Source organism: Pseudomonas sp. AL03 (genome assembly GCF_029960815.1).
GTDB lineage: Bacteria > Pseudomonadota > Gammaproteobacteria > Pseudomonadales > Pseudomonadaceae > Aquipseudomonas.
In genome coordinates, this window is record NZ_JASBRE010000010.1 from 17,925 (window position 1) to 41,694 (window position 23,770).

General features: G+C 59.3%; 26 protein-coding genes. All 26 read left to right on the forward strand.

All coding sequences use genetic code 11. From position 1 onward, the window contains the following. Window positions 1-77 precede the first annotated feature (77 nt). The 26 genes from QK293_RS11880 to flhB all read left to right on the forward strand — a co-directional run bounded on the left by QK293_RS11880 (window position 78) and on the right by flhB (window position 23,579). Window positions 78-923, forward strand: coding sequence for a flagellin domain-containing protein (locus tag QK293_RS11880; RefSeq protein WP_282377474.1), 846 nt, complete (start codon window positions 78-80; stop codon window positions 921-923). 72 nt (window positions 924-995) lie between these two features. Then, window positions 996-1,361, forward strand: coding sequence for a flagellar protein FlaG (locus QK293_RS11885; protein WP_282377475.1), 366 nt, complete (start codon window positions 996-998; stop codon window positions 1,359-1,361). 82 nt (window positions 1,362-1,443) lie between these two features. After that, entirely contained in the window at window positions 1,444-2,883 is a 1,440-nt protein-coding gene (fliD, locus tag QK293_RS11890) for a flagellar filament capping protein FliD (protein WP_282377476.1), read from the forward strand. A gap of 129 nt (window positions 2,884-3,012) precedes the next feature. Next, on the forward strand, window positions 3,013-3,408 hold the full coding sequence (gene fliS / locus QK293_RS11895) for a flagellar export chaperone FliS (protein WP_282377478.1): 396 nt from the start codon (window positions 3,013-3,015) through the stop codon (window positions 3,406-3,408). A gap of 10 nt (window positions 3,409-3,418) precedes the next feature. After that, the gene (locus tag QK293_RS11900) at window positions 3,419-3,715 is read left to right on the forward strand and encodes a flagellar protein FliT (protein WP_282377479.1); all 297 of its coding nucleotides are present in this window, start codon (window positions 3,419-3,421) and stop codon (window positions 3,713-3,715) included. A 174-nt stretch (window positions 3,716-3,889) separates the two neighbouring features. Beyond that, the gene (locus QK293_RS11905; protein ID WP_282377480.1) at window positions 3,890-5,365 is read left to right on the forward strand and encodes a sigma-54 dependent transcriptional regulator; all 1,476 of its coding nucleotides are present in this window, start codon (window positions 3,890-3,892) and stop codon (window positions 5,363-5,365) included. 128 nt (window positions 5,366-5,493) lie between these two features. Continuing rightward, window positions 5,494-6,696, forward strand: a complete 1,203-nt coding sequence (locus QK293_RS11910; protein ID WP_282377609.1) for an ATP-binding protein — start codon at window positions 5,494-5,496, stop codon at window positions 6,694-6,696. A 5-nt stretch (window positions 6,697-6,701) separates the two neighbouring features. After that, on the forward strand, window positions 6,702-8,087 hold the full coding sequence (gene fleR, locus QK293_RS11915; protein WP_282377481.1) for a sigma-54-dependent response regulator transcription factor FleR: 1,386 nt from the start codon (window positions 6,702-6,704) through the stop codon (window positions 8,085-8,087). Window positions 8,088-8,233: 146 nt separating this feature from the next. Then, window positions 8,234-8,563, forward strand: coding sequence for a flagellar hook-basal body complex protein FliE (gene fliE / locus QK293_RS11920; protein ID WP_282377482.1), 330 nt, complete (start codon window positions 8,234-8,236; stop codon window positions 8,561-8,563). A gap of 14 nt (window positions 8,564-8,577) precedes the next feature. Then, the gene (fliF, locus tag QK293_RS11925; protein WP_282377483.1) at window positions 8,578-10,365 is read left to right on the forward strand and encodes a flagellar basal-body MS-ring/collar protein FliF; all 1,788 of its coding nucleotides are present in this window, start codon (window positions 8,578-8,580) and stop codon (window positions 10,363-10,365) included. Next, window positions 10,358-11,377: a flagellar motor switch protein FliG gene (fliG, locus tag QK293_RS11930; RefSeq protein ID WP_282377484.1), complete on the forward strand. Its 1,020-nt coding sequence runs from the start codon at window positions 10,358-10,360 to the stop codon at window positions 11,375-11,377. Before fliF ends, fliG begins: the two co-directional genes overlap by 8 nt. 7 nt (window positions 11,378-11,384) lie before the next feature. Continuing rightward, window positions 11,385-12,194 (forward strand): flagellar assembly protein FliH, encoded by an 810-nt coding sequence (gene fliH / locus QK293_RS11935; RefSeq protein WP_282377485.1) that lies wholly within the window; start codon window positions 11,385-11,387, stop codon window positions 12,192-12,194. Next, window positions 12,184-13,542, forward strand: a complete 1,359-nt coding sequence (fliI, locus tag QK293_RS11940; protein WP_282377487.1) for a flagellar protein export ATPase FliI — start codon at window positions 12,184-12,186, stop codon at window positions 13,540-13,542. The genes fliH and fliI overlap by 11 nt, the downstream gene beginning before the upstream one ends. A gap of 6 nt (window positions 13,543-13,548) precedes the next feature. Further along, on the forward strand, window positions 13,549-13,998 hold the full coding sequence (gene fliJ, locus QK293_RS11945) for a flagellar export protein FliJ (protein ID WP_282377488.1): 450 nt from the start codon (window positions 13,549-13,551) through the stop codon (window positions 13,996-13,998). Window positions 13,999-14,093: 95 nt separating this feature from the next. Beyond that, entirely contained in the window at window positions 14,094-14,399 is a 306-nt protein-coding gene (locus tag QK293_RS11950; RefSeq protein ID WP_282377489.1) for an STAS domain-containing protein, read from the forward strand. A gap of 5 nt (window positions 14,400-14,404) precedes the next feature. After that, the gene (locus tag QK293_RS11955) at window positions 14,405-16,111 is read left to right on the forward strand and encodes a fused response regulator/phosphatase (protein WP_282377490.1); all 1,707 of its coding nucleotides are present in this window, start codon (window positions 14,405-14,407) and stop codon (window positions 16,109-16,111) included. 30 nt (window positions 16,112-16,141) lie between these two features. After that, on the forward strand, window positions 16,142-16,489 hold the full coding sequence (locus QK293_RS11960; protein ID WP_282377491.1) for an Hpt domain-containing protein: 348 nt from the start codon (window positions 16,142-16,144) through the stop codon (window positions 16,487-16,489). A gap of 105 nt (window positions 16,490-16,594) precedes the next feature. Next, on the forward strand, window positions 16,595-17,953 hold the full coding sequence (locus QK293_RS11965) for a flagellar hook-length control protein FliK (RefSeq protein ID WP_282377492.1): 1,359 nt from the start codon (window positions 16,595-16,597) through the stop codon (window positions 17,951-17,953). Between the two features lie 219 nt (window positions 17,954-18,172). After that, entirely contained in the window at window positions 18,173-18,673 is a 501-nt protein-coding gene (gene fliL / locus QK293_RS11970) for a flagellar basal body-associated protein FliL (RefSeq protein ID WP_282377493.1), read from the forward strand. A 9-nt stretch (window positions 18,674-18,682) separates the two neighbouring features. Beyond that, the gene (gene fliM, locus QK293_RS11975) at window positions 18,683-19,651 is read left to right on the forward strand and encodes a flagellar motor switch protein FliM (RefSeq protein ID WP_282377494.1); all 969 of its coding nucleotides are present in this window, start codon (window positions 18,683-18,685) and stop codon (window positions 19,649-19,651) included. A 69-nt stretch (window positions 19,652-19,720) separates the two neighbouring features. After that, complete coding sequence (gene fliN / locus QK293_RS11980; protein ID WP_282377495.1) at window positions 19,721-20,179, forward strand: flagellar motor switch protein FliN; 459 nt, start codon at window positions 19,721-19,723, stop codon at window positions 20,177-20,179. After that, window positions 20,180-20,626, forward strand: a complete 447-nt coding sequence (fliO, locus tag QK293_RS11985) for a flagellar biosynthetic protein FliO (RefSeq protein ID WP_282377496.1) — start codon at window positions 20,180-20,182, stop codon at window positions 20,624-20,626. After that, window positions 20,626-21,384, forward strand: coding sequence for a flagellar type III secretion system pore protein FliP (gene fliP / locus QK293_RS11990; RefSeq protein WP_282377497.1), 759 nt, complete (start codon window positions 20,626-20,628; stop codon window positions 21,382-21,384). The genes fliO and fliP overlap by 1 nt, the downstream gene beginning before the upstream one ends. Further along, a complete protein-coding gene (gene fliQ, locus QK293_RS11995; RefSeq protein WP_010456946.1) occupies window positions 21,381-21,650 on the forward strand; it encodes a flagellar biosynthesis protein FliQ in 270 nt (89 codons plus the stop codon). The genes fliP and fliQ overlap by 4 nt, the downstream gene beginning before the upstream one ends. A gap of 3 nt (window positions 21,651-21,653) precedes the next feature. Further along, complete coding sequence (gene fliR, locus QK293_RS12000; protein WP_282377498.1) at window positions 21,654-22,436, forward strand: flagellar biosynthetic protein FliR; 783 nt, start codon at window positions 21,654-21,656, stop codon at window positions 22,434-22,436. A gap of 3 nt (window positions 22,437-22,439) precedes the next feature. Further along, the gene (gene flhB / locus QK293_RS12005) at window positions 22,440-23,579 is read left to right on the forward strand and encodes a flagellar biosynthesis protein FlhB (protein WP_282377499.1); all 1,140 of its coding nucleotides are present in this window, start codon (window positions 22,440-22,442) and stop codon (window positions 23,577-23,579) included. The last annotated feature ends 191 nt before the right edge of the window (window positions 23,580-23,770 follow it).

Genomic DNA, 23,770 nt, shown 5'->3' on the forward strand with positions numbered 1-23,770 from the left:
TTACGAAGGTTCTCTAGGCCATACCCGGCGGTTGCCAGGGCCGGAAGCCGCAGTACCCAACCAACGAGGAATTCGTCATGGCTTTGACAGTAAATACCAACACTACGTCGCTGAATGTTCAGAAAAACCTGAACAAGGCCTCTGATGCGCTTTCGACTTCGATGACTCGCCTGTCTTCCGGCCTGAAAATCAACAGCGCCAAAGACGACGCCGCCGGCCTGCAAATCGCTACCCGTATGACCTCGCAGATCCGTGGTCAGACCATCGCTATCAAAAACGCCAACGACGGTGTTTCGATCGCTCAGACCGCTGAAGGCGCTCTGCAAGAATCGACCAACATTCTGCAGCGTATGCGTGAAATCGCACTGCAATCGCGAAACGACTCCAACGGCACTGCTGACCGTACCGCTCTGGACAAAGAATACAAACAGTCGATCGCTGAACTGACCCGTATTGCTCAGTCCACCAACCTGAACGGCAAGGCACTGATCGACGGTACTGCTGGCGCGATGGAATTCCAGGTAGGTGCGGGTACTACTTCCGACAACCAGATCACCCTGACTCTGTCGACGAGCTTCGACGCCAGCGCCCTGGGCATGACCGGTACTACCATCTCCGGTACTTCCAACGCAGCCAACCACTCAGCAGTACTGTCGGCTATCTCGGCCATCGACGTTGCACTGGCGAACATTAACTCCACTCGTGCTGACCTCGGTGCTGCTCAAAACCGTTTCTCCACCACCATCTCCAACCTGCAGAACATCAACGAAAACGCCAGTGCTGCACTGAGCCGCGTACAAGATACCGACTTCGCTTCTGAAACTGCACAGCTGACCAAGCAACAAACTCTGCAACAAGCCTCCACCGCAGTTCTGGCTCAGGCCAACCAACTGCCATCCGCTGTACTGAAACTGCTTCAGTAATAGCCGGATGAGTTTTGGCGGGGGAGTGCGCACGCGCGCTCTCTCGCTTTTTTAGTTTAAGAGGTGATGGACATGGATATGAGCGTGAAGCTGAACTTGTCTTATCCAGCTGCGAAGCCAGCGACGACTGTTGCTGACAAGCCGGCGGAAAAGCCTCGAGCCGATGCTGCCACAGTGGCAACGGTCAAGGATGAGTCAAAAGACGCGGTAACCGAGAAGGACAAACTGAAGATGGCCGTTCAGGAAATTGAAAAGTTCGTTCAATCGGTCAAGCGCAATCTGGAGTTCACGATTGATGAGCCTTCAGGCAAAGTAATTGTCAGAGTGATTGCCAGCGACTCGGGTGAAGTGGTTCGCCAAATCCCCAACGAAGAAGTGCTCAAGCTGGCCAATAGTTTGAATGATGCAAGCAGTCTGTTGTTCAGCGCTAAGGCCTGACTGCTGGCACGAATTTTGTTGCTATGTTCTTTTGGGCGTTTTAATGGTCAAAAGGCCGGCGATACACTGAAGGGAGTTCCACATGGCAAGTCCAATTCAACCGGGTCTGGGGTTAGGTTCCGGCATTGACACCACTGCTATCGTCAAAGTCTTGGTTGATGCTGACAAATCGGCCAAGCAGAGTCAGATCAATCGACAGACGACCAGCAATACCTCGCACATTTCCGGTATCGGGACCCTCAAGAGTGTCCTCGCGAATTTCCAGACCGCGATCAAAAACCTCGGTGATACGAAGACCCCGCAGTTCCTGGGTTACAACGCCACGAGTTCCGATCCCAAAGTGCTGACTTCTGTCGCCAGCAACTCGGCGGTCAACGGCACTTATGTCATCAAGGTCAACAATCTCGCGACCTCGTCGAAAGTGGCGACTGCCGCGTTTGCCGGCGGCCCTAGCAGTGCCATTCCGAGTGGTACGCTCAATATCACTCAAAATGGCATTTCCCGTCCTGTCGACATTCCCGCCGGCGCCACCCTGCAATCGGTACGGGATGCGATCAACACCCAGCAAGGCGCCAATGGCTTCAGTGCCAACATTGTCACTGACTCCTTCGGCTCTCGTTTGGTGATGGGGTCCACTGCTACTGGTGCAGGTTCCGATATCACTCTCAGTGGTATTGCCGGCCTGGAAATCACTGCGGGCCAGAAAATGGGTGCCACGCCTACGGCGGCCTCGGCCGGTGCGATCGGTGAGCTCGCTGTGGACGCCAGCTTCACGGTTGACGGACTGGCGATCACCAGCAAATCCAACACCGTGGATGGCGCCATTTCCGGCCTGACACTGAATCTGGTGGCGGGTGGTGGGGCAACATCCACTGTGACGGTCGGGCCGAACAGTGACGGTTTGAAAAAATCGATCCAGGCTTTTGTCGATGCTTACAACCAGGTTGTCAGCAGCGTCAATACGCTGACCAAGCCCTCCCTGGATAAAGATGGCAAGCCAACCATTGCCGCGGCATTGACCGGTGACTCGCTGGCTCGGGGCATCCTGGCGTCGATCCGTGAACCGTTGGCCAGTATTGGTGCAGGCGACAAGCTGACCGTACTTTCACAGTTGGGTATTACCACCAACCAGAAAACCGGTGCGCTCGATTTTGCCAGCACCAAGTTCTCTGCAGCTATGGATACGCAGAAGCTGGGTGGTGAGGTTCAGAAGCTGTTCCTGGGTGATCCAACGGCGACCGGTGATGCGGCCAAGGGGCTGCTGGAACGAATGAATACGGTGATTACGCCTTATACCGTCACTGGCAGCGAAGGCATCCTTGATGCGCGTTCGACCAGCCTGGCGAAGGTCAAAACCAACCTGGCCAGCCAGCAGGCGGCACTGGATCGTCGGATCGCGACGCTGACCGACGTGCTGACCAAGAAGTACATCGCCATGGACACCCTGATCGGTAAGCTAAAGGCTACTGCCAGCAACATTACCTCGATGTTCGAGGCAATGAACGCACAGAAAAACGCCTAGTAGCGCGTAAGCGCCAAAAGCCCGGTAGCGGATTCCGCTTGTCGGGCTTTTTTTGTTTCGATCTAAAGATTTTTGACGCCGTGTCGATACACTGGCTATACGAATCACAAAGTTTAAATGAGGTAGAACATGAACCCGATGTTAGCCCTTCGGCAGTACCAGAAGATTGGCGCTCAGGCCCAGACTTCCGAAGCCAGCCCCCATCGCCTGGTGCAAATGCTCATGGAGGGTGGTCTGGATCGCATCGCTCAGGCCAAGGGTGCCATGGGGCGCAAGGATATCCCCAACAAAGGCATTTTCATCGGCAAGGCGATCGGGATCATCGGCGGCTTGCGTGAGGGCCTGGACCTGGAAAACTCTATTGAGTCTGTGGGTGAGCTGGACAAGCTGTACACCTACATGATGAAGCGTCTGACAGAAGCCAACGTCAAAACCGATCCAAAGATTCTCGACGAAGTCGCCGATCTGCTTCGCACCGTCAAAGACGGCTGGGATGCTATCGCCGCGCCAGGTCCGCAGTTTTAAGGAGATCACCATGAGTCTTGTATTGCAGCGAATCGAACAAGCCCGTGATGGCCTGGTCGGTGCTTTGGCTGAGCGTAACTGGGAAGCCATTGGTGAATTGGACCTGGCTTGCCGTTCCTGCATGGAAGATGTCTTGAGTGAAGCTTCGGGGGACGAGGCCGCGTTGCGCGATAACCTTGAGGAGTTGCTGGGGGTGTATAAACAGCTTCTGGAGGCGGCGACAGGGGAGAGGCAAGCGATAGTCGATGAGATGTCGCAGATCCACCAAGCACAAAACGCGGCAAAGGTTTACCATCTGTTTGGTTAATTAATCCCCGGTTAATCCAAACATAGTGCGCCATAAATTTGACTGTGCACGGTTTTTTGACTTAACTAGTGGCTGGTTGAACATTTCAGGCGTCTACAGGCATCAACGTGTCTGCAAGCGTCTAGCTTGCCCCCTCATTTCGGGCATTGAGTTGACTAGGGAAGTTGCAATTGCATGTGGCGTGAAACCAAAATTCTGCTGATTGATGACGATAGCGTCCGTCGCCGCGACTTGGCGGTGATATTAAATTTTCTTGGCGAAGAAAATTTACCTTGCGGTAGCCATGACTGGCAGCAGGCTATAGGCTCATTGTCGTCAAGTCGTGAAGTGATCTGTGTCCTCATCGGGACAGTCAATGCTCCTGGCGCACTTACGGGCTTGTTAAAGACACTCTCTACCTGGGATGAGTTCCTTCCGGTTTTGTTAATGGGCGATAATTCTTCCGTTGACTTGCCAGAAGACCAGCGTCGCCGAGTGCTTTCGACCCTCGAAATGCCACTCAGCTACAGCAAGTTGCTCGACTCCCTGCACCGTGCCCAGGTCTATCGTGAGATGTACGACCAGGCCCGCGAGCGCGGTCGTCATCGCGAACCCAATCTTTTTCGCAGTCTTGTCGGCACCAGCCGGGCGATTCAGCACGTCCGTCAGATGATGCAACAAGTCGCCGACACCGACGCCAGCGTGCTGATCCTCGGCGAGTCCGGGACCGGCAAGGAAGTGGTCGCGCGCAACCTGCACTATCACTCCAAGCGTCGTGACGCGCCGTTCGTTCCGGTCAACTGCGGGGCGATCCCGGCCGAGTTGCTGGAAAGCGAACTGTTCGGTCACGAAAAGGGTGCGTTCACCGGTGCCATCACCAGCCGTGCCGGACGTTTCGAGCTGGCCAACGGCGGCACGCTGTTCCTCGACGAAATCGGCGACATGCCGTTGCCGATGCAGGTCAAGTTGCTGCGTGTGTTGCAGGAGCGCACCTTCGAGCGGGTGGGCAGCAACAAGACCCAGAGCGTCGACGTTCGCATCATCGCTGCGACCCACAAGAATCTCGAAAGCATGATCGAGATCGGCACCTTCCGCGAAGACCTGTACTACCGCCTGAACGTGTTCCCGATCGAGATGGCGCCACTGCGCGAACGTGTCGAAGACATTCCTCTGCTGATGAACGAGTTGATCTCGCGCATGGAGCACGAGAAGCGTGGTTCGATCCGTTTCAATTCCGCGGCGATCATGTCGCTGTGCCGTCACGGTTGGCCGGGCAACGTTCGCGAACTCGCCAACCTGGTGGAGCGCATGGCGATCATGCATCCGTACGGAGTGATCGGCGTGGTCGAATTGCCGAAGAAATTCCGTTACGTCGACGATGAAGACGAGCAGTTGGTCGACAGCCTGCGCAGCGATCTCGAAGAGCGGGTGGCCATCAACGGTCATACCCCGGATTTCTCTGCCGGCGCCCTGCTGCCGCCGGAAGGCCTGGACCTGAAGGACTACCTCGGTGGTCTGGAGCAAGGGTTGATTCAGCAAGCGCTGGATGATGCCAATGGCATCGTTGCGCGCGCGGCAGAGCGGCTGCGTATTCGTCGCACCACGCTGGTGGAGAAGATGCGCAAGTACGGCATGAGCCGTCGTGACGGTGATGAACAGGCAGATGATTGACGCCTGTTTTTCAAGTCCCTCATTTATAGGTGGTTTTTTTTAGGCACGGGTATTGCTACGTCCCTCGCAACGTTCCGTTTAACTGACGGTCAGCCAAGCGAGAGAGCACAATGCCCCAAGCCGCCCAGATGTCTCCTGTCCCTGACGCTTCGGGGCAACCGTTTGTAGAGCAGGCAAGCCGGCTTGGCCTTGAGCAGGCGTTTGCGCTGTTCAACCAAATGTCGAGCCAATTGACCGACTCTTACAGCATGCTTGAGGCCCGGGTCACCGAGCTCAAGGGTGAGCTGGCGGTGGTCAGCGCTCAGCGCATGCAAGAACTGGCGGAAAAAGAACGCCTGGCCAACCGGTTGCAAAACCTCCTTGATCTGTTGCCCGGCGGCGTCATTGTCATCGACGCTCAAGGCATCGTGCGCGAAGCCAATCCCGCTGCCTGCGAACTGCTCGGCCTGCCCCTCGAAGGCGAGCTGTGGCGTCATGTCATTGCCCGCTGCTTTGCGCCCCGTGAAGACGACGGTCATGAAATTTCTCTCAAGGACGGTCGGCGCTTGTCGATCTCCACTCGCTCGCTGGATGCCGAGCCCGGCCAGTTGGTGTTGCTCAACGACCTGACTGAAACCCGTCATCTGCAAGATCAGTTGGCCCGCCACGAGCGACTCTCGTCCCTCGGCCGAATGGTCGCCTCGCTGGCTCATCAGATTCGTACACCCTTGTCCGCCGCCTTGCTCTACGCCAGTCATTTGACCGAGCAGGCGTTGCCGGTCGAGACCCAGCAACGTTTTGCCGGCCGCCTGAAAGAGCGTCTGCATGAGCTGGAGCATCAGGTTCGCGACATGCTGGTGTTTGCTCGTGGTGAGCTGCCGCTGACCGATCGCGTCACACCCAAGGTGCTGATGCAGTCGCTGCAGGCGGCCGCACTGACCCATGTGCAGGACCTGCCGATTCGCTGGCAATGCGACAGTCATTCCGGCGAGTTGCTGTGCAATCGCGACACGCTGGTCGGGGCTATCCTGAATCTGATCGAGAACGCCATCCAGGCCAGTGCCGGCGACGTCCGTTTGAAAGTCCATCTCTACACCCGTGAAAACAACCTGCGTGTATCGGTCAGCGACAGCGGTAGCGGCATCGATACGAAAGTACTGGCGCGCCTGGGTGAACCCTTCTTTACCACTAAAACCACCGGAACCGGCCTCGGCCTGACCGTGGTCAAGGCTGTGGCCCGTGCTCATCAGGGAAAATTGCAGCTGCGCTCGCGGCTGGGTCGGGGCACGTGTGCGCAGGTGATCCTGCCGCTTTTTTGTGGTGAAAAGCCCAGCGCTCAGGGCGCGGAGTGAAGGACATGGCAATCAAGGTTTTACTGGTCGAGGATGACCGCGCGCTACGCGAAGCATTGGCCGATACGCTATTGCTCGCCGGGCACGATTTCAAAGCCGTCGGTTCGGCGGAAGAGGCGCTGGCAGCGGTCGGCTCCGAGGCGTTCAATCTGGTGCTGAGTGACGTCAACATGCCGGGCATGGACGGCCATCAACTGCTCGGATTGCTGCGCGCTCGTCAACCACAGCTGCCGGTGTTGTTGATGACGGCTCACGGCGCCGTGGAGCGAGCAGTCGATGCGATGCGACAAGGCGCGGCGGATTACCTGGTCAAACCGTTCGAGCCCAAGGCGTTGCTGGATCTGGTGGCGCGTCATGCGCTGGGCTGCCTCGACGCTTCCGAGGGCGAGGGACCTGTAGCGTTCGAGCCGGCCAGTGCGCAATTGCTGGAACTGGCTGCACGGGTGGCGCGCAGTGATTCCACGGTATTGATCTCCGGCGAGTCCGGGACCGGTAAAGAAGTGCTGGCGCGTTACATTCATCAGCACTCTCATCGTGCCAGTCAGCCGTTCATTGCGATCAACTGCGCAGCCATCCCCGACAACATGCTTGAAGCCACACTGTTCGGTCATGAGAAGGGCTCGTTCACCGGTGCCATCGCGGCTCAGGCCGGTAAGTTCGAACAGGCTGATGGCGGGACCATCCTGCTCGACGAAATTTCCGAAATGCCGCTGGGCCTGCAGGCAAAGTTGCTGCGCGTGTTGCAGGAGCGCGAAGTCGAGCGGGTGGGGGCGCGCAAGCCGATCACACTGGACATTCGAGTCGTCGCGACCACCAACCGTGACCTGGCAGGGGAAGTGGCGGCGGGGCGTTTCCGTGAAGACCTTTACTATCGCCTGTCGGTGTTTCCGCTGGCCTGGCGTCCGTTGCGCGAGCGCACCGCCGACATCCTGCCGCTGGCCGAGCGTCTGCTGGCCAAGTACGTCAATAAAATGAAGCATGCCGCGGCAAGGCTGTCGCCTGAGGCTCAGGCGTGCCTGATCGGTTATCCGTGGCCGGGTAATGTGCGTGAACTGGATAACGCGATTCAGCGAGCGCTGATCCTGCAGCAGGGCGGTTTGATACAGCCGCAGGATTTCTGCCTGGCCGGGCCGGTCGCCTGTGCGCCGTTGCCAGCCTTGGTGCCGACGTCCGTGCGGGCCATGGAGGTCGAACCCGTGCCGGCCGGGGCATTGGGTGATGACCTGCGTCGCCGTGAATTCCAGATGATCATCGACACCTTGCGCTCCGAGCGCGGCCGTCGCAAAGAGGCCGCCGAGCGTTTGGGCATCAGTCCGCGCACCCTGCGTTACAAGCTGGCGCAGATGCGTGATGCCGGAATGGACGTGGAAGCTTATTTATTCGCCACCTGATTCGTTAGCCATGCAAAGCCCGGGACAGTTTTTGTTTAGAGCGGCCACGGAGCTGGCACCCTTGTTGCTAACACCTCACTACCCGCCGAGTGAGTGTCAAAAAATTGCGGGTCGCCAAAGACGTAGCTCGTCAAAGAGAGTAGACCATGAGCCAAGGTATTGAATTTAATCGATTGATGCTGGACATGCGCTCCATGCAAATGGATGCCATGTCTGCGCCGAAATCGACTGCCGCAGTCCCTGAAATGGGTGGCAGCAGCTTTGCCGACATGCTCGGTCAGGCCGTCAATAAAGTGAACGACACCCAACAGGCGTCCAGTCAGTTGGCCAGTGCCTTCGAGATCGGCAAGAGCGGCGTCGACCTGACGGACGTGATGATTTCCTCGCAGAAGGCCAGCGTGTCTTTTCAAGCGTTGACGCAAGTACGCAACAAGCTGGTTCAGGCTTACCAAGACATCATGCAGATGCCGGTTTAAGGACGAATTGAGTCATGGCAGAAGCAGTCGCCGATAATGTTCCGGCCAAGACCACTCCAATAGACGGCAAACCGCCGCTGTTCGGGTTGTCCTTCCTGGAAAACCTCTCCGAGATGACCATGTTGCGTCAGGTGGGCCTGTTGGTCGGCCTGGCTGCGAGCGTGGCGATTGGCTTTGCCGTGGTGTTGTGGTCCCAGCAGCCGGACTACCGGCCTCTGTACGGCAGCCTTGCCGGTATGGACGCCAAACAGGTCATGGATACCCTGGCCGCAGCCGACATTCCCTATACCGTTGAACCAAATTCCGGTGCCTTGCTGGTCAAGGCCGATGACCTGTCCCGTGCGCGAATCAAACTCGCGGGCGCTGGTGTCACTCCCAGCGACGGCAACATCGGTTTTGAAATTCTCGACAAGGACCAGGGCCTGGGTACCAGCCAGTTCATGGAGGCGACCCGATATCGTCGCGGTCTCGAAGGCGAACTGGCCCGCACCATCTCCAGTTTGAACAACGTCAAGGGTGCCCGCGTGCACCTGGCGATTCCGAAAAGCTCGGTGTTCGTGCGCGACGAGCGCAAGCCGAGCGCTTCGGTTCTGGTGGAGCTGTACTCCGGCCGCTCGCTGGAGCCTGGCCAGGTGCTGGCGATCATCAACCTGGTGGCTACCAGCGTTCCCGAACTCAGCAAATCCCAGATCACCGTCGTCGATCAGAAGGGCACCTTGCTCTCCGATCAGGCGGAGAACTCCGAACTGACCATGGCCGGCAAGCAATTCGATTACAGCCGTCGCATGGAAAGCATGCTGACTCAGCGCGTGCACAACATCCTGCAACCGGTGCTGGGCAACGATCGCTATAAAGCCGAAGTCTCGGCCGACGTGGATTTCAGTGCTGTCGAGTCGACCTCCGAGCAGTTCAACCCGGATCAACCGGCCTTGCGCAGCGAGCAGTCGGTCAATGAGCAACGCACCGCCAGCAATGGTCCGCAAGGCGTGCCGGGTGCTTTGAGCAACCAGCCACCAGCGCCAGCCTCCGCGCCGCAAACCACCGGTGGCGCTACCGCGGCGGCCGGCATGGTGCAGCCAGGCCAGCCATTGATTGATGCCAACGGTCAGCAAATCATGGACCCGGCCACCGGCCAGCCTATGCTCGCACCGTACCCGGCGGACAAGCGTCAACAATCCACCAAGAACTTCGAGCTCGACCGCTCCATCAGCCACACCAAACAACAGCAGGGCCGTTTGAATCGCCTGTCGGTGTCTGTGGTGGTGGATGACCAGGTCAAGATCAACGCGGCCAACGGCGAAACCACCCGTGCACCGTGGAGCGCCGATGAATTGGCGCGCTTCACTCGCCTGGTACAGGACGCCGTCGGCTTCGACGCCAGCCGTGGCGACAGCGTCAGCGTGATCAACATGCCGTTCTCCGCCGAGCGCGGTGAAGTGATTGCCGATATTGCGTTCTACTCCCAGCCATGGTTCTGGGACATCGTCAAACAAGTGCTGGGTGTCTTGTTCATCCTGGTGCTGGTGTTCGGTGTGCTGCGTCCGGTGCTCAACAACATCACCGGTGGCGGTAAAGGCAAACAGCTAGCTGGCTTGGGTAGCGACGTCGAACTGGGTGGCATGGGCGGTCTGGACGGCGAACTGGCCAACGACCGCGTCAGCCTCGGTGGCCCGACCAGCATCCTGCTGCCGAGCCCGAGCGAAGGCTATGACGCACAGTTGAACGCAATCAAGAGTCTGGTGGCAGAAGATCCGGGTCGCGTGGCCCAGGTCGTGAAAGAGTGGATTAACGCAGATGAGTGATAACCGAGCCGTTGCCGCCAAACTGAGCAAGGTCGACAAAGCCGCGATTCTGCTGCTGTCCCTGGGTTCAACCGACGCCGCCCAGGTGCTGCGCCACATGGGGCCCAAAGAGGTCCAGCGTGTGGGTGTGGCCATGGCACAAATGGGTAACGTGCACCGCGAGCAGGTCGAGCAGGTGATGAGTGAGTTCGTCGACATCGTCGGCGACCAGACCAGCCTCGGCGTCGGCTCCGACGACTACGTGCGCAAAATGCTCACTCAGGCACTGGGCGAAGACAAGGCCAACGGCCTGATCGACCGTATCCTGCTGGGCGGCAACACCAGCGGCCTCGACAGCCTGAAGTGGATGGAGCCGCGCGCCGTCGCCGACGTGATCCGTTACGAGCACCCGCAGATCCAGGCGATCGTCGTGGCGTACCTCGATCCGGACCAGGCCGGTGAAGTGCTGGGTAACTTTGACCATAAAGTGCGTCTGGACATCATTCTGCGGGTTTCCTCGCTGAACACTGTGCAGCCTGCGGCCCTGAAAGAACTCAACCAGATTCTCGAGAAGCAGTTTTCCGGCAACTCGAATGCCGCGCGCACCACCCTGGGTGGCATCAAGCGTGCGGCAGATATCATGAACTTCCTCGACAGCTCGATCGAAGGTCAGCTGATGGACTCGATCCGCGAAGTCGACGAAGACCTGTCCGGTCAGATCGAAGACCTCATGTTCGTGTTCAACAACCTGTCCGATGTCGACGACCGCGGGATTCAGGCGCTGCTGCGCGAAGTGTCCTCCGATGTGCTGGTGCTGGCCCTCAAAGGTTCGGACGAAGGCGTCAAAGAGAAGATCTTCAAGAACATGTCCAAACGGGCGGCCGAACTGTTGCGCGACGACCTCGAGGCCAAAGGCCCGGTGCGTGTCAGCGACGTGGAAACCGCGCAGAAAGAAATCCTCACCATTGCCCGCCGTATGGCCGAAGCCGGAGAAATCGTTCTCGGCGGGAAGGGCGGCGAAGAGATGATCTAAGGTCACTATGTCGTCCAAACATGATGAGTCCAACACCGACCTGATCCGTGGCAAGGACGTCGGTGGTTTCGACGTCTGGTCGCTGCCCAGTTTCGACCCTTTTGTGCCGGAGCCCGAGCCTGAACCTGAGCCTGAGCCTCCGGAAATGGAAGAAGTGCCGCTGGAAGAAGTCCAGCCACTGACCCTCGAAGAGCTCGAAAGCATTCGCCAGGAGGCCTACAACGAAGGCTTCGCCACGGGTGAGAAAGAAGGTTTTCACAGCACCACGCTCAAGGTTCGTCAGGAAGCCGAAGTGGCGCTGGCCGCCAAGATTGCTGCTCTGGAGCAACTGATGGGGCATCTGTTCGAGCCCATTGCCGAACAGGACACCCTGATCGAAAAGTCCCTGGTCGACCTTGTGCAGCACATCACCAAACAGGTGATTCAGCGCGAACTGGCCATCGACTCGACGCAGATCGAACACGTCATGCGCGAGGCTCTCAAGCTCTTGCCGCTGGGCGTGGGCAATGTGCGGCTGTACATCAATCCGCAAGATTTCGAACAGGTCAAAGCCCTGCGCGAACGCCATGAAGAAACCTGGCGCATCGTCGAGGACGAGGCGTTGTTGCCCGGCGGTTGCCGGGTCGAGACTGAACACAGTCGTATCGACGCCACGGTCGAAACCCGCGTTGCGCGGGTCATGGACAAGCTGTTCGATCAGTTGCACGAACAGGCCTTGCACCCGGCCGCGGCGGATCTGAGTCTGGAACTGCCGATCAGCGACAAACCCGCGATCGCGCCGGTCGAACCCGAACTGGACGACCCTGATGCGCCTTGATCGCACCAGCTTCGCCAAGCGTCTCGGCAGCTACGCCGAGGCCACGGAGCTGGAAGGCGCGCCGATCCTTGAGGGCCGCTTGCTGCGCATGGTCGGCTTGACCCTCGAAGCCGAAGGCTTGCGCGCCGCCATGGGCAGCCGCTGCATGGTCATCAATGACGACAGTTATCACCCGGTACAGGTCGAAGCCGAAGTCATGGGTTTCTCCGGCAGCAAGGTGTTTCTGATGCCGGTCGGCAGCGTGGCCGGCATCGCTCCCGGTGCCCGTGTGGTGCCTCTGGCTGATACCGGTCGTCTGCCGATGGGCATGAGCATGCTCGGGCGGGTGCTCGATGGCGCCGGTCGCGCGCTGGACGGCAAGGGCGGGATGAAGGCCGAAGATTGGGTGCCGATGGACGGCCCGACCATCAACCCGCTCAAGCGCGAACCCATCAGTGAGCCGCTGGACGTGGGCATTCGCAGCATCAACGGTTTGTTGACAGTCGGCCGTGGTCAGCGACTCGGCTTGTTCGCCGGTACCGGCGTGGGTAAGAGTGTGCTGCTGGGCATGATGACCCGCTTCACCGAGGCCGACATCATCGTCGTCGGGTTGATCGGTGAGCGGGGTCGTGAAGTTAAAGAGTTCATCGAGCACATCCTCGGTGAAGAAGGGCTCAAGCGCTCTGTCGTCGTGGCGTCCCCGGCGGACGATGCGCCACTGATGCGTCTGCGCGCGGCCATGTACTGCACGCGAATTGCCGAGTATTTCCGCGACAAGGGCAAGAACGTCCTGTTGCTCATGGATTCCCTGACCCGATTCGCCCAGGCCCAGCGAGAAATCGCCCTGGCCATCGGCGAGCCGCCAGCGACCAAGGGTTATCCGCCATCGGTGTTCGCCAAGCTGCCGAAACTGGTTGAGCGGGCCGGTAATGCCGAGAAGGGCGGCGGTTCGATCACCGCGTTCTACACCGTATTGTCCGAAGGCGATGACCAGCAGGATCCGATTGCCGACGCCGCGCGAGGCGTGCTCGATGGGCACATTGTGCTGTCCCGGCGCCTGGCCGAGGAAGGTCATTACCCGGCCATCGATATCGAAGCGTCCATCAGCCGCGTCATGCCGTCGGTGGTATCGCCGGAGCACATGACTCGCGCTCAGTATTTCAAGCAGCTGTGGTCGCGTTATCAACAGAGTCGAGACCTGATCAGCGTCGGCGCCTACGTTGCGGGTGGTGATCGGGAAACCGATCTGGCAATCTCCCTGCAACCGCAGCTGGTCAAATACCTGCGCCAGGGCCTGAACGACAGTATCAGCCTGGGCGAAAGCGAAGCCTATCTCGGCTCGATCTTCGCCCCCGCGGCCAGCGGGTAACCGACCATGGCCCAGAGCCGAGCCTCGCGCCTGGCCCCCGTGGTCGAAATGGCTGAAAAGGTCGAGAAAACCGCGGTCCAGCGCCTGGGGCACTTCCAGGGGCAGGTCCGCCTGGCAGAAAGCAAACTCGCCGACCTCGAAGCCTTTCGCCTCGACTATCAGGAGCAATGGATCGTGCGCGGCAGCAGTGGCGTGTCGGGCCAATGGCTGCTGGGTTATCAAGGCTTCCTTGCGCAACTGGGTACCGCCATCGACCAGCAGCGACAAAGCCTCGTGTGGCATCAAAATAATCTGAACAAGGCGCGCGAAAGCTGGCAACAGGCGTATGCCCGGGTCGAAGGCTTGCGCAAACTGGTGTCGCGCTATATGGATGAGGCACGGCGGCTGGAGGACCGGCGCGAGCAAAAGCTGCTGGATGAGTTGTCCCAGCGGTTACCGCGTCAGGATCCTTACTGATCAGGCAGCGCTCAACAATTTCGTGCCTTGCTCCCGCCCCCGCCAAGTGCTAAACCTTGTACACGTAAGTTCACCCATGACAAGGAAGCCGTTCAATGTCAGTTGTTACAGAAGTATCTCAAGGTGGGCAAAAACTGACGATTTCGATCAAGGGACGATTCGATTTTGCCAAGCATCAGGAGTTTCGTGAGTCCTATGAGAATCTTGAGCCAAAACCCGACTCCTTCGAAGTGAACTTGAAGGACGCCACCTACCTCGACAGCTCAGCGCTCGGCATGTTGTTGCTATTGCGTGATCACGCCGGTGGCGAGAATGCCGAGATCACGTTGACCAACGCCAATGCAGATGTGCGCAAGATTCTCGCCATCTCCAACTTCGAACAAATCTTCGACGTGGCGTGACCGCCATGCAGTCCTTGTTCGAGCCGCTGACGATCCTGATCGCTGAAGACAGCGCGGCCGATCGCATGCTGCTGTCGACCATCGTCCGTCGCCAGGGCCATGAGGTGCTGACGGCCGCCAATGGTGCCGAAGCCGTTGACGCGTTTCGCCAGCAACGGCCGCAACTGGTGCTCATGGACGCGATGATGCCGGTGATGGACGGTTTCGAGGCGGCGCGGCAGATCAAGGTGTTGGCAGGGGAAACCCTGGTGCCGATCATCTTCCTCACCTCGCTGACCGAAAGCGAAGCGCTGGCGCGCTGTCTGGAGGCCGGGGGTGACGACTTTCTGGCAAAGCCCTACAACCAGGTGATCCTCGCCGCCAAGATCAAGGCGATGGATCGCTTGCGGCGGTTGCAGGCCACGGTGTTGCAGCAGCGTGACCAGATCGTCAGGCACCACCACTACCTGCTCAACGAGCAGCGAGTGGCCAAGGCCGTATTCGACAAGGTGGCTCACTCCGGCTGCCTGAATGCACCCAATATCCGCTACCTGCAATCGCCCTATGCGCTGTTCAACGGCGATCTGCTGCTGGCTGCGTTTACCCCGGCCGGTGACATGCATGTGCTGCTCGGTGATTTCACCGGCCATGGTTTGCCGGCCGCGGTCGGTGCGATGCCCCTGGCCGAAGTCTTTTACGGCATGACTGCCAAGGGTTATGGCCTGTCCGAAACCTTGCGCGAGATGAATGCCAAGCTCAAGCGCATCCTGCCGGTGGACATGTTCTGTTGTGCAACGCTGCTGTGCCTGAGTTTTCAGCGACGTTCGGTGGAGGTCTGGAACGGCGGGATGCCGGACGGGTACCTGCACAGCATCGCCAGTGGTGAGCGCACGGCGCTGAAGGCTCGGCATTTGCCGCTCGGCGTACTGAACCCACAATCGTTTGATGACCGCACCGAGGTGTTTCCCATGGCGGTCGGGGATCGGGTCTTCCTGTTGTCCGACGGGGTGATCGATACCTGTGATGCCAACGAACAACTGTTTGGTGTGGAGCGACTGCAGCAGGTGTTTGCGGCCAATCATCAGCCTGATGAGTTGTTCGAAAAGATCGAGCAGGCGTTGCGGGACTTTCGCGGCGAGGCACGCGATGACGTGAGCATGGTCGAGGTCAGTCTGCTGGACGCCGCGCAACTGAGCCCGCCGGCGCTGGTGTATTCCGACAGTGGTCAGTCTTGCCCGCTGGACTGGTCAGTGAGTTTCGAGTTTCGCGCCGCCACGCTCAGACGTTTCAATCCACTGCCGTATCTTCTGCAATTGCTGCTTGAGGTCCACGGTCTGCGGGCTCAGAGCGGGGCGCTCTACAGTGTTTTGGCCGAACTGTATTCCAATGCCCTGGAGCATGGCGTGCTGGGGCTGGATTCGGCGCTCAAGCGCGATGCCGCGGGCTTTACCCGTTATTATCAACAGCGCAAAACGCGCCTGGACGACTTGCAGGACGGCTTCGTGCGGGTGCATTTGCAGGTTGTCCCGAGGGGCGAGGGCGGCTGCCTGACGGTTCGGGTCGAAGACAGTGGCAAGGGTTTCGATGTCGCTCGAGTGATGGAGCAGCCCGTCGATGGCGTCCGTCTGTCGGGACGTGGTGTCAGTCTGATCCGTCAATTGGGCCACAACGCGAGTTGGTCCGATGAGGGTCGAAGTGCCCGCGTGGAATTTTTCTGGGAGGCTCTGGCATAATCCACGCATTCTTGATCAAGGAGTGAGCAAGTGGCTGACACACACCTGGACCGCGACGTGCTGAACGCGTTGCAAGAGGTCATGGAGGATCAGTATCCGGCGTTGCTGGATACCTTCATCGCCGATTCCGAAGAGCGTTTGTGCATCTTGCATAACGCCGAAGATGCCGCGCAACTCATGAATGCTGCCCATAGTTTCAAAGGCAGTAGCAGCAACATGGGCGCCATTCGCCTGGCTGAGTTGTGCAATGAGCTGGAACAACGCGCCAAGCAAAAAAGCCTCGCCGGCATTGAAAAATTGGTGGGCGAAATTGATGGCGAATTTGCCATTGTTCGACCGCTCTATGAAGCCGAGCGCCAGCGCTCTCTTGCTGACTGAGACGACCGCCCGGCGCTTTTAGCACCGGGCACTAAAACCTGGCGCGACCTTTGCAATAATCTCCGTCAACTGTACCTACGATCCCAGTGCAGCGGAGACTGTTCCATGCCCGTTACCCCCAATATGCTGCTTCAGGCCGCCGCGCAGGCCAAGACTCAAGCCGCTTCCGCCAATACACCGGCGCTGGCCGCTGAGCCTGGGGACAAGGCGTCCAGCTTCGCTCAGGTCTACGCCAATCAAGCCCAGAACAAGCCCTCTGCCGTGTCTGACGGATCGGCAAAGCCGGTACGCGATAAAACCCCGGACAGCCTTGGAAAGAAGGACGTCGACAACGACAAATCTGCCGCCCCGGAACCCGCGGTTGCCGATAGCGGCAAATCCTTGCCCGCCGATAAACCGGCGCCGACTGACGACAAGGCTGCCAGCGATCAAGCCTCGGATTCCGCTGAAACGTCGGTCGCCGATGCCGCGCCTGTTGACCCGACTCTCGATCCTGCTTTGATGCAGGCAGCCCAGCCGGCAGCACCAGCGCCGACGACTGCGCCAGTGGTAGTCGCCGCGCAGGTCGAAGCGCCGATTGTTGCGGCCGTTACAGCGGCAATCTTTCCCGCCGCAACCACTGACACCGATTTCGACCCCGAAGCCGATCCCCTCGACGCGCTGCCAGCCGTGCGCATGGCCATGGAGCAGAGCGGTCACGTTTCCGCTTCCAGTCAGGCTCAGCCGAAAGCGACACCGACCTCGACCCAGGCTCAGGCCGACGGCGAATCGACCTCGGCGCAGAACTTTGCCGCGGGCATGGCGAGCATGCTCGACGTGCAAGCCGACAAGGACAGCACTGGCCAGGGCGGCGACAAGGCCTTCAGCGGTCTTATCGATGACGGTCTCAAGGACCTGAAGTCCGCGACCAGCGATACCCGGGTCGACGATTTCGCCAACCGTCTGGCGGCGCTGACCCAGGCGGCCACGCCGAAAACTGCCAATGCCTTGCCGGTGAACCAGCCGATCGCCATGCACCAGAGCGGCTGGACCGAAGAAGTGGTGAACCGGGTCATGTACCTGTCCAGTGCCAATCTCAAGGCGGCCGACATCCAGTTGCAACCGGCCGAACTGGGACGCCTGGACATTCGGGTGAACATGGTTCCGGATCAGCAGACTCAGGTGACTTTCATGAGCGCCCATCCAGGCGTACGCGAAGCGCTGGACGGGCAAATGCATCGCTTGCGTGACATGTTTGCGCAGCAGGGCATGGGCCAGGTCGACGTCAACGTGTCCGACCAGTCCCGTGGCTGGCAAGGTCAGGGGCAGGATCAGGCTCAACAGGGCCAAGGCCAGGGCGGGCGCACCAACGCCAGCGGTGGTCGCCTCGATTCCATGGACGACGAGCTTGCGGTTAGCGTTGCCGAAGTTGCGGCCAGCACCACCAGCGTGATCGGCTCGAGCGCAGTCGACTACTACGCCTGATTTCTCTCCGATCGTTCCCGCGCTCTGCGTGGGAATGCCTCAATGGACGCTCCGCGTCCGCTCTTGCATGTGACGCGGAGCGTCACGGGCTGCATTCCCACGCAGAGCGTGGGAACGATCAAACTGTCCTTCCAGTTTTCCCTCAGACACTTCTGGCATAACACTTGCTCTTGCCTTGCCGTGCGACTGTGAAAACCCGAATAGTGACGGATTATTGGCATGGCGAAGAGCGAAGCAGCAGTAAAAGACCCCGCAACCAAAGGCAAACTCAAGCTGATCATCGTGATCGTGGTGGCCCTGCTGCTGGCGATTGGTTTGTCTGTGGGGGCAACCTGGTTCTTCATGCACAGCGCCCAGAGCAAGCCTGTCGCCGCGGCAGAAACCGCCCCGGTCGGCAAGCAGCCAGCGATTTTCGAGCCCATGGCTCCGGCCTTCGTGGCCAACTACAACCAGAACGGTCGTCAGCGCTACATGCAGGTGAGCATCACCCTGCAGGGGCGCAATCAGGCCGATCTGGACGCGCTCAAAGTCCACATGCCGGTCATCCGCAATAACCTGGTCATGCTGTTCTCCGGCCAGGACTTCGCCACCCTGGCGTCGCCAGTCGGCCAGGAAATGTTGCGTCAGAAAGCCACGGCCAGCGTCCAGGAAGTGGCGCAGAAAGAACTCGGCAAAGTGGTCATCGAACAGTTGCTCTTCACTAATTTCGTACTGCAGTAGGAACACGACATGGCCGTGCAGGACCTGCTGTCCCAGGATGAGATCGATGCGCTGTTGCATGGCGTCGACGATGGTCTGGTGCAGACCGATACCGCTGCCGAACCCGGCAGCGTCAAAAGCTACGACCTGACCAGCCAGGATCGCATCGTCCGTGGACGCATGCCGACCCTGGAGATGATCAACGAGCGTTTCGCCCGCTACACCCGCATCAGCATGTTCAACATGCTGCGCCGCTCGGCGGACGTTGCCGTCGGTGGCGTGCAGGTGATGAAGTTCGGCGAATACGTGCACTCGCTGTACGTGCCGACCAGCCTCAACCTGGTCAAGATCAAACCGTTGCGCGGCACCGCGCTGTTCATCCTCGACGCCAAACTGGTGTTCAAGCTGGTGGACAACTTCTTCGGTGGCGACGGCCGCCACGCAAAGATCGAAGGGCGTGAATTCACTCCGACCGAACTGCGTGTGGTGCGCATGGTGCTGGAGCAGGCCTTCGTCGATTTGAAGGAAGCCTGGCAGGCGATCATGGAAGTGAATTTCGAGTACATCAACTCGGAAGTGAACCCGGCCATGGCCAACATCGTCGGTCCGAGCGAAGCCATTGTGGTGTCAACGTTCCACATCGAACTCGATGGCGGCGGCGGCGACCTGCACGTGACCATGCCGTACTCGATGATCGAACCGGTACGCGAAATGCTCGACGCCGGCTTCCAGTCGGACCTCGACGATCAGGACGAGCGCTGGATCAATGCCTTGCGCCAGGACGTGCTGGACGTTGACGTACCGATCGGTGCCACGGTGGCCCGCCGTCAGTTGCGCCTGCGGGACATTCTGCACATGCAGCCGGGGGATATTATCCCGATCGAGATGCCGGAAGAGATGATCATGCGCGCCAACGGCGTGCCTGCGTTCAAGGTCAAGATGGGTTCGCACAAAGGCAACCTCGCGTTGCAAGTGATCGAGCCGATCGAGCGCCGTTGATTGGCGCTCGTACACACTCGCTTTTAACTGACGGCTTCTAATTGAATGGTTGCCCGCCGAGGACACATGATGGCTGACGATATGAATACCCAGGACGACCAGGCGCTGGCCGATGAATGGGCTGCTGCCCTGGAAGAAACCGGCGATGCCGGGCAGGACGACATCGACGCCTTGCTGGCCGCCGACGCCGCCAGTTCGCCGTCCAACCGTCTGCCGATGGAAGAATTCGGCAGCGTGCCGAAAAACAACAATCCAGTCACCCTGGACGGTCCGAACCTGGACGTGATCCTCGATATCCCGGTATCGATTTCCATGGAAGTCGGCAGCACCGACATCAACATTCGCAACCTGCTGCAACTCAACCAGGGTTCGGTGATCGAGCTCGATCGTCTGGCCGGTGAACCGCTGGACGTGCTGGTCAACGGCACGCTCATCGCTCACGGCGAAGTGGTGGTGGTCAACGAGAAGTTCGGCATCCGCCTGACCGACGTGATCAGCCCAAGCGAACGCATCAAGAAGCTGCGCTAAGTGAAAAAGGTTCTGGGCGTTCTTTTTGCCTTGCCGTTCAGCGTTCTGGCTGCCGAGCCGGTGGCGACGGCTGCCACCGCCGTCGCACCCGCGGTCAGCAGTGGTGTGGGCGGGCAATTGACACAGTTGGTGTTCGGTTTACTGCTGGTGCTGGGGTTGATCTTCTTCCTCGCCTGGCTATTGCGTCGGGTGCAACAGGCCGGGCCGGCCGGCAAAGGGCAGGTGATCGCGCTGATCGGTTCCCGCGCGCTGGGCCCTCGCGACCGGTTGATGCTGGTGCAGGTCGGCAACGAGCAGATTCTGCTTGGCTTGAGCCCCGGCACCATCACCGCGTTGCACGTGCTCAAGGAGCCGGTGCAAGTGCCCAGCGGTACTGAAAAAGCGACCCCCGAGTTTGCCCAGCGCCTGATGGAGTTGATGGGCAAGGATCAGAAGGATAAGAAGTAATGGGTGCGTTACGCATCGTCTTGATGCTGGCCCTGATGCTGGCCGCGCCGCTGGCGTTCGCCGCCGATCCGTTGTCGATCCCGGCGATCACCCTGGGTACCAATGCCGAAGGCGCTCAGGAATATTCGGTCAGCCTGCAAATCCTGCTGATCATGACCGCGCTGAGTTTTATCCCGGCGTTCGTCATGCTGATGACCAGTTTTACCCGGATCATCATCGTCTTCTCGATCCTGCGTCAGGCCCTGGGCCTGCAGCAGACACCGTCTAACCAAATCCTCACGGGTATGGCGCTGTTCCTGACGCTGTTCATCATGGCGCCGGTGTTCGACCGTGTTAATCAAGATGCCTTGCAACCGTATCTGGCGGAGAAGCTCACCGCTCAAGACGCCGTGGCCAAGGCCCAGGTGCCGATCAAGGACTTCATGCTCGCCCAGACCCGCAGCAGCGATCTGGAGTTGTTCATGCGCTTGTCCAAACGCACTGATATCGCGTCGCCGGATCAGGCTCCGCTGACCATTTTGGTCCCGGCGTTCGTCACGTCCGAGCTGAAAACCGCCTTCCAGATTGGCTTCATGATCTTCATTCCGTTCCTGATCATCGACCTGGTCGTGGCCAGTGTGCTGATGGCCATGGGCATGATGATGCTCTCGCCGCTGATCATTTCGCTGCCGTTCAAGATCATGCTGTTCGTGCTGGTGGATGGCTGGGCGTTGATCATCGGTACGCTGGCGAGCAGCTTCGGCGGTGTATCGCCATGACGCCAGAAGTTGCGGTAGACATCTTTCGGGAGGCACTGTGGCTGACCACCATGATGGTTGCCGTGCTGGTGATTCCGAGTTTGCTCGTGGGCCTGTTGGTGGCAATGTTCCAGGCCGCTACGCAGATCAACGAACAGACGCTGAGCTTTCTGCCGCGCTTGCTGGTGATGCTGGTGACGCTGATTGTCGCCGGTCCGTGGCTGGTGCAGACCTTCATGGAATACATCCTGCAGTTGTACGGCAATATTCCTCAGGTTATCGGCTAAGCCATGTCGCTGCTCCAGCTGACTGACACCCAGATCAGTACCTGGGTGGCGACGTTCATGTTGCCGCTGTTTCGCGTCGGTTCGTTGCTGATGGTCATGCCGATATTCGGTACGAGCCTGGTGCCCACGCGGATCCGCCTCTATTTCGCTGTGGCCATTACCGTGGTCATTGCCCCCGGCCTGCCACCCATGCCGCCGGTGAATGCGCTGGATCTGAGCGGGCTGCTGCTGATCGCCGAGCAGATCATCATCGGCGCGGTACTGGGGTTCTCCTTGCAGCTGTTCTTCCAGGCCTTCGTGGTTGCCGGGCAGATCGTCTCCATTCAGATGGGCATGGGCTTCGCTTCCATGGTCGACCCTACCAACGGTGTGTCGGTGGCAGTGATCGGGCAGTTCTTCACCATGCTGGTGACGCTGTTGTTCCTGTCGATGAATGGCCATCTCGTGGTGTTCGAAGTCCTCACCGAAAGCTTCACCACGCTGCCCGTCGGTAGCGGGTTTATGGTCAATCATTTCTGGGAGCTGGCCGGCAAGCTCGGTTGGGTCCTTGGGGCTGCTCTTATGCTGGTGCTGCCAGCGATCACCGCGCTGCTGGTAGTGAACATTGCGTTTGGCATCATGACCCGGGCGGCGCCGCAGCTGAACATCTTCTCCATCGGCTTCCCGCTGACCCTGGTGCTCGGGATGTACATCCTCTGGGTGGGGCTTGCGGACATCCTCAATCAGTATCAACCGCTGGCCTCCGAGGCCTTGCAGTTTTTACGCGAACTGGCACAGGCGCGCTGAGTCATGGCTGAGAGCGAAAGCGGTCAGGACAAAACAGAAGACCCCACGGAGAAACGTAAAAAGGACTCTCGCGAGAAAGGCGAGATTGCGCGCTCCAAGGAGCTCAACACGCTGGCGATCATGCTGGCTGGTTCTGCTGCGCTGCTGATTTTCGGCGGAGCCCTGGCGCAGGATTTGATGGAGTTGATGCGACAGAATTTTTCTCTGCCGCGAGAAGTCATCCTCGATCAGCGCTCGATGGGCACTTATCTGATGAACTCGGGACTGATGGCGTTGCTGGCGATTCAACCCATCATGATCACCCTGGTCCTGGTAGCATTGATCGGGCCGATTTCCCTGGGCGGCTGGCTGTTCGCGGCCAGTTCCCTGGCACCGAAGTTCAGTCGGATGAACCCCGCTGCCGGCCTCAAGCGCATGTTTTCGTTCAAGGCTGTGGCTGAGCTGCTCAAGGCGCTGGCGAAATTTTTCATCACCCTTACCGTGGCGCTTTTAGTGTTGTCATCGGACATTGATGACCTGATACGCATCGCACACGAACCATTGGAACTGGCCATCATCCACTGCTTGCAGGTGGTAGGCTGGAGTACGTTGTGGATGTCTTGCGGGCTGATCGTTATCGCTGCGGTGGATGTCCCGGTGCAGCTCTGGGAGAGCCACAAGAAACTGCTGATGACCAAGCAGGAAGTGCGTGACGAGCATAAAGATCAGGAAGGGCGGCCGGAGGTCAAACAACGGATTCGCCAGCTGCAGCGCGACATGTCCCAGCGCCGGATGATGGCGGCAATCCCCGACGCCGATGTGGTCATCACCAACCCGACACACTACGCCGTAGCGCTCAAGTACGATCCGGACAAGGGCGGGGCGCCGATGCTGATCGCCAAGGGCAGCGACTTCCTGGCCTTGAAAATCCGTGAAATTGCTGTGGCCAACGACGTGCTGCTGCTTGAGTCGCCGGCGCTGGCACGTTCGATCTACTACTCCACCGAACTTGATCAGGAAATCCCTGGCGGGCTCTATCTTGCCGTCGCCCAGGTGCTCGCTTACGTCTACCAGATCCGCCAGCACCGCGCCGGCAAGGGCAAGCGCCCGGATCCGCTCAAGGGCGATCTGCCGATTCCGCCGGATCTGCGGCGCGATTCCTGATCCCTGCACCCTGTAGCAGCTGCCGAGCCTGCGAGGCTGCGTTCGGCTGCGCAGCAGTCGTAAAATCCTTGCGAGGACTTCGGTCGAGCGCGACCCCGGCTCAAGCGCAGCCTCGCAGGCTCGACAGCTGCTACAAAGGCTTAATCAATCCCTCTATTTTCCACCCCCGCAAAAGTTGGAAGGCTTCTTGC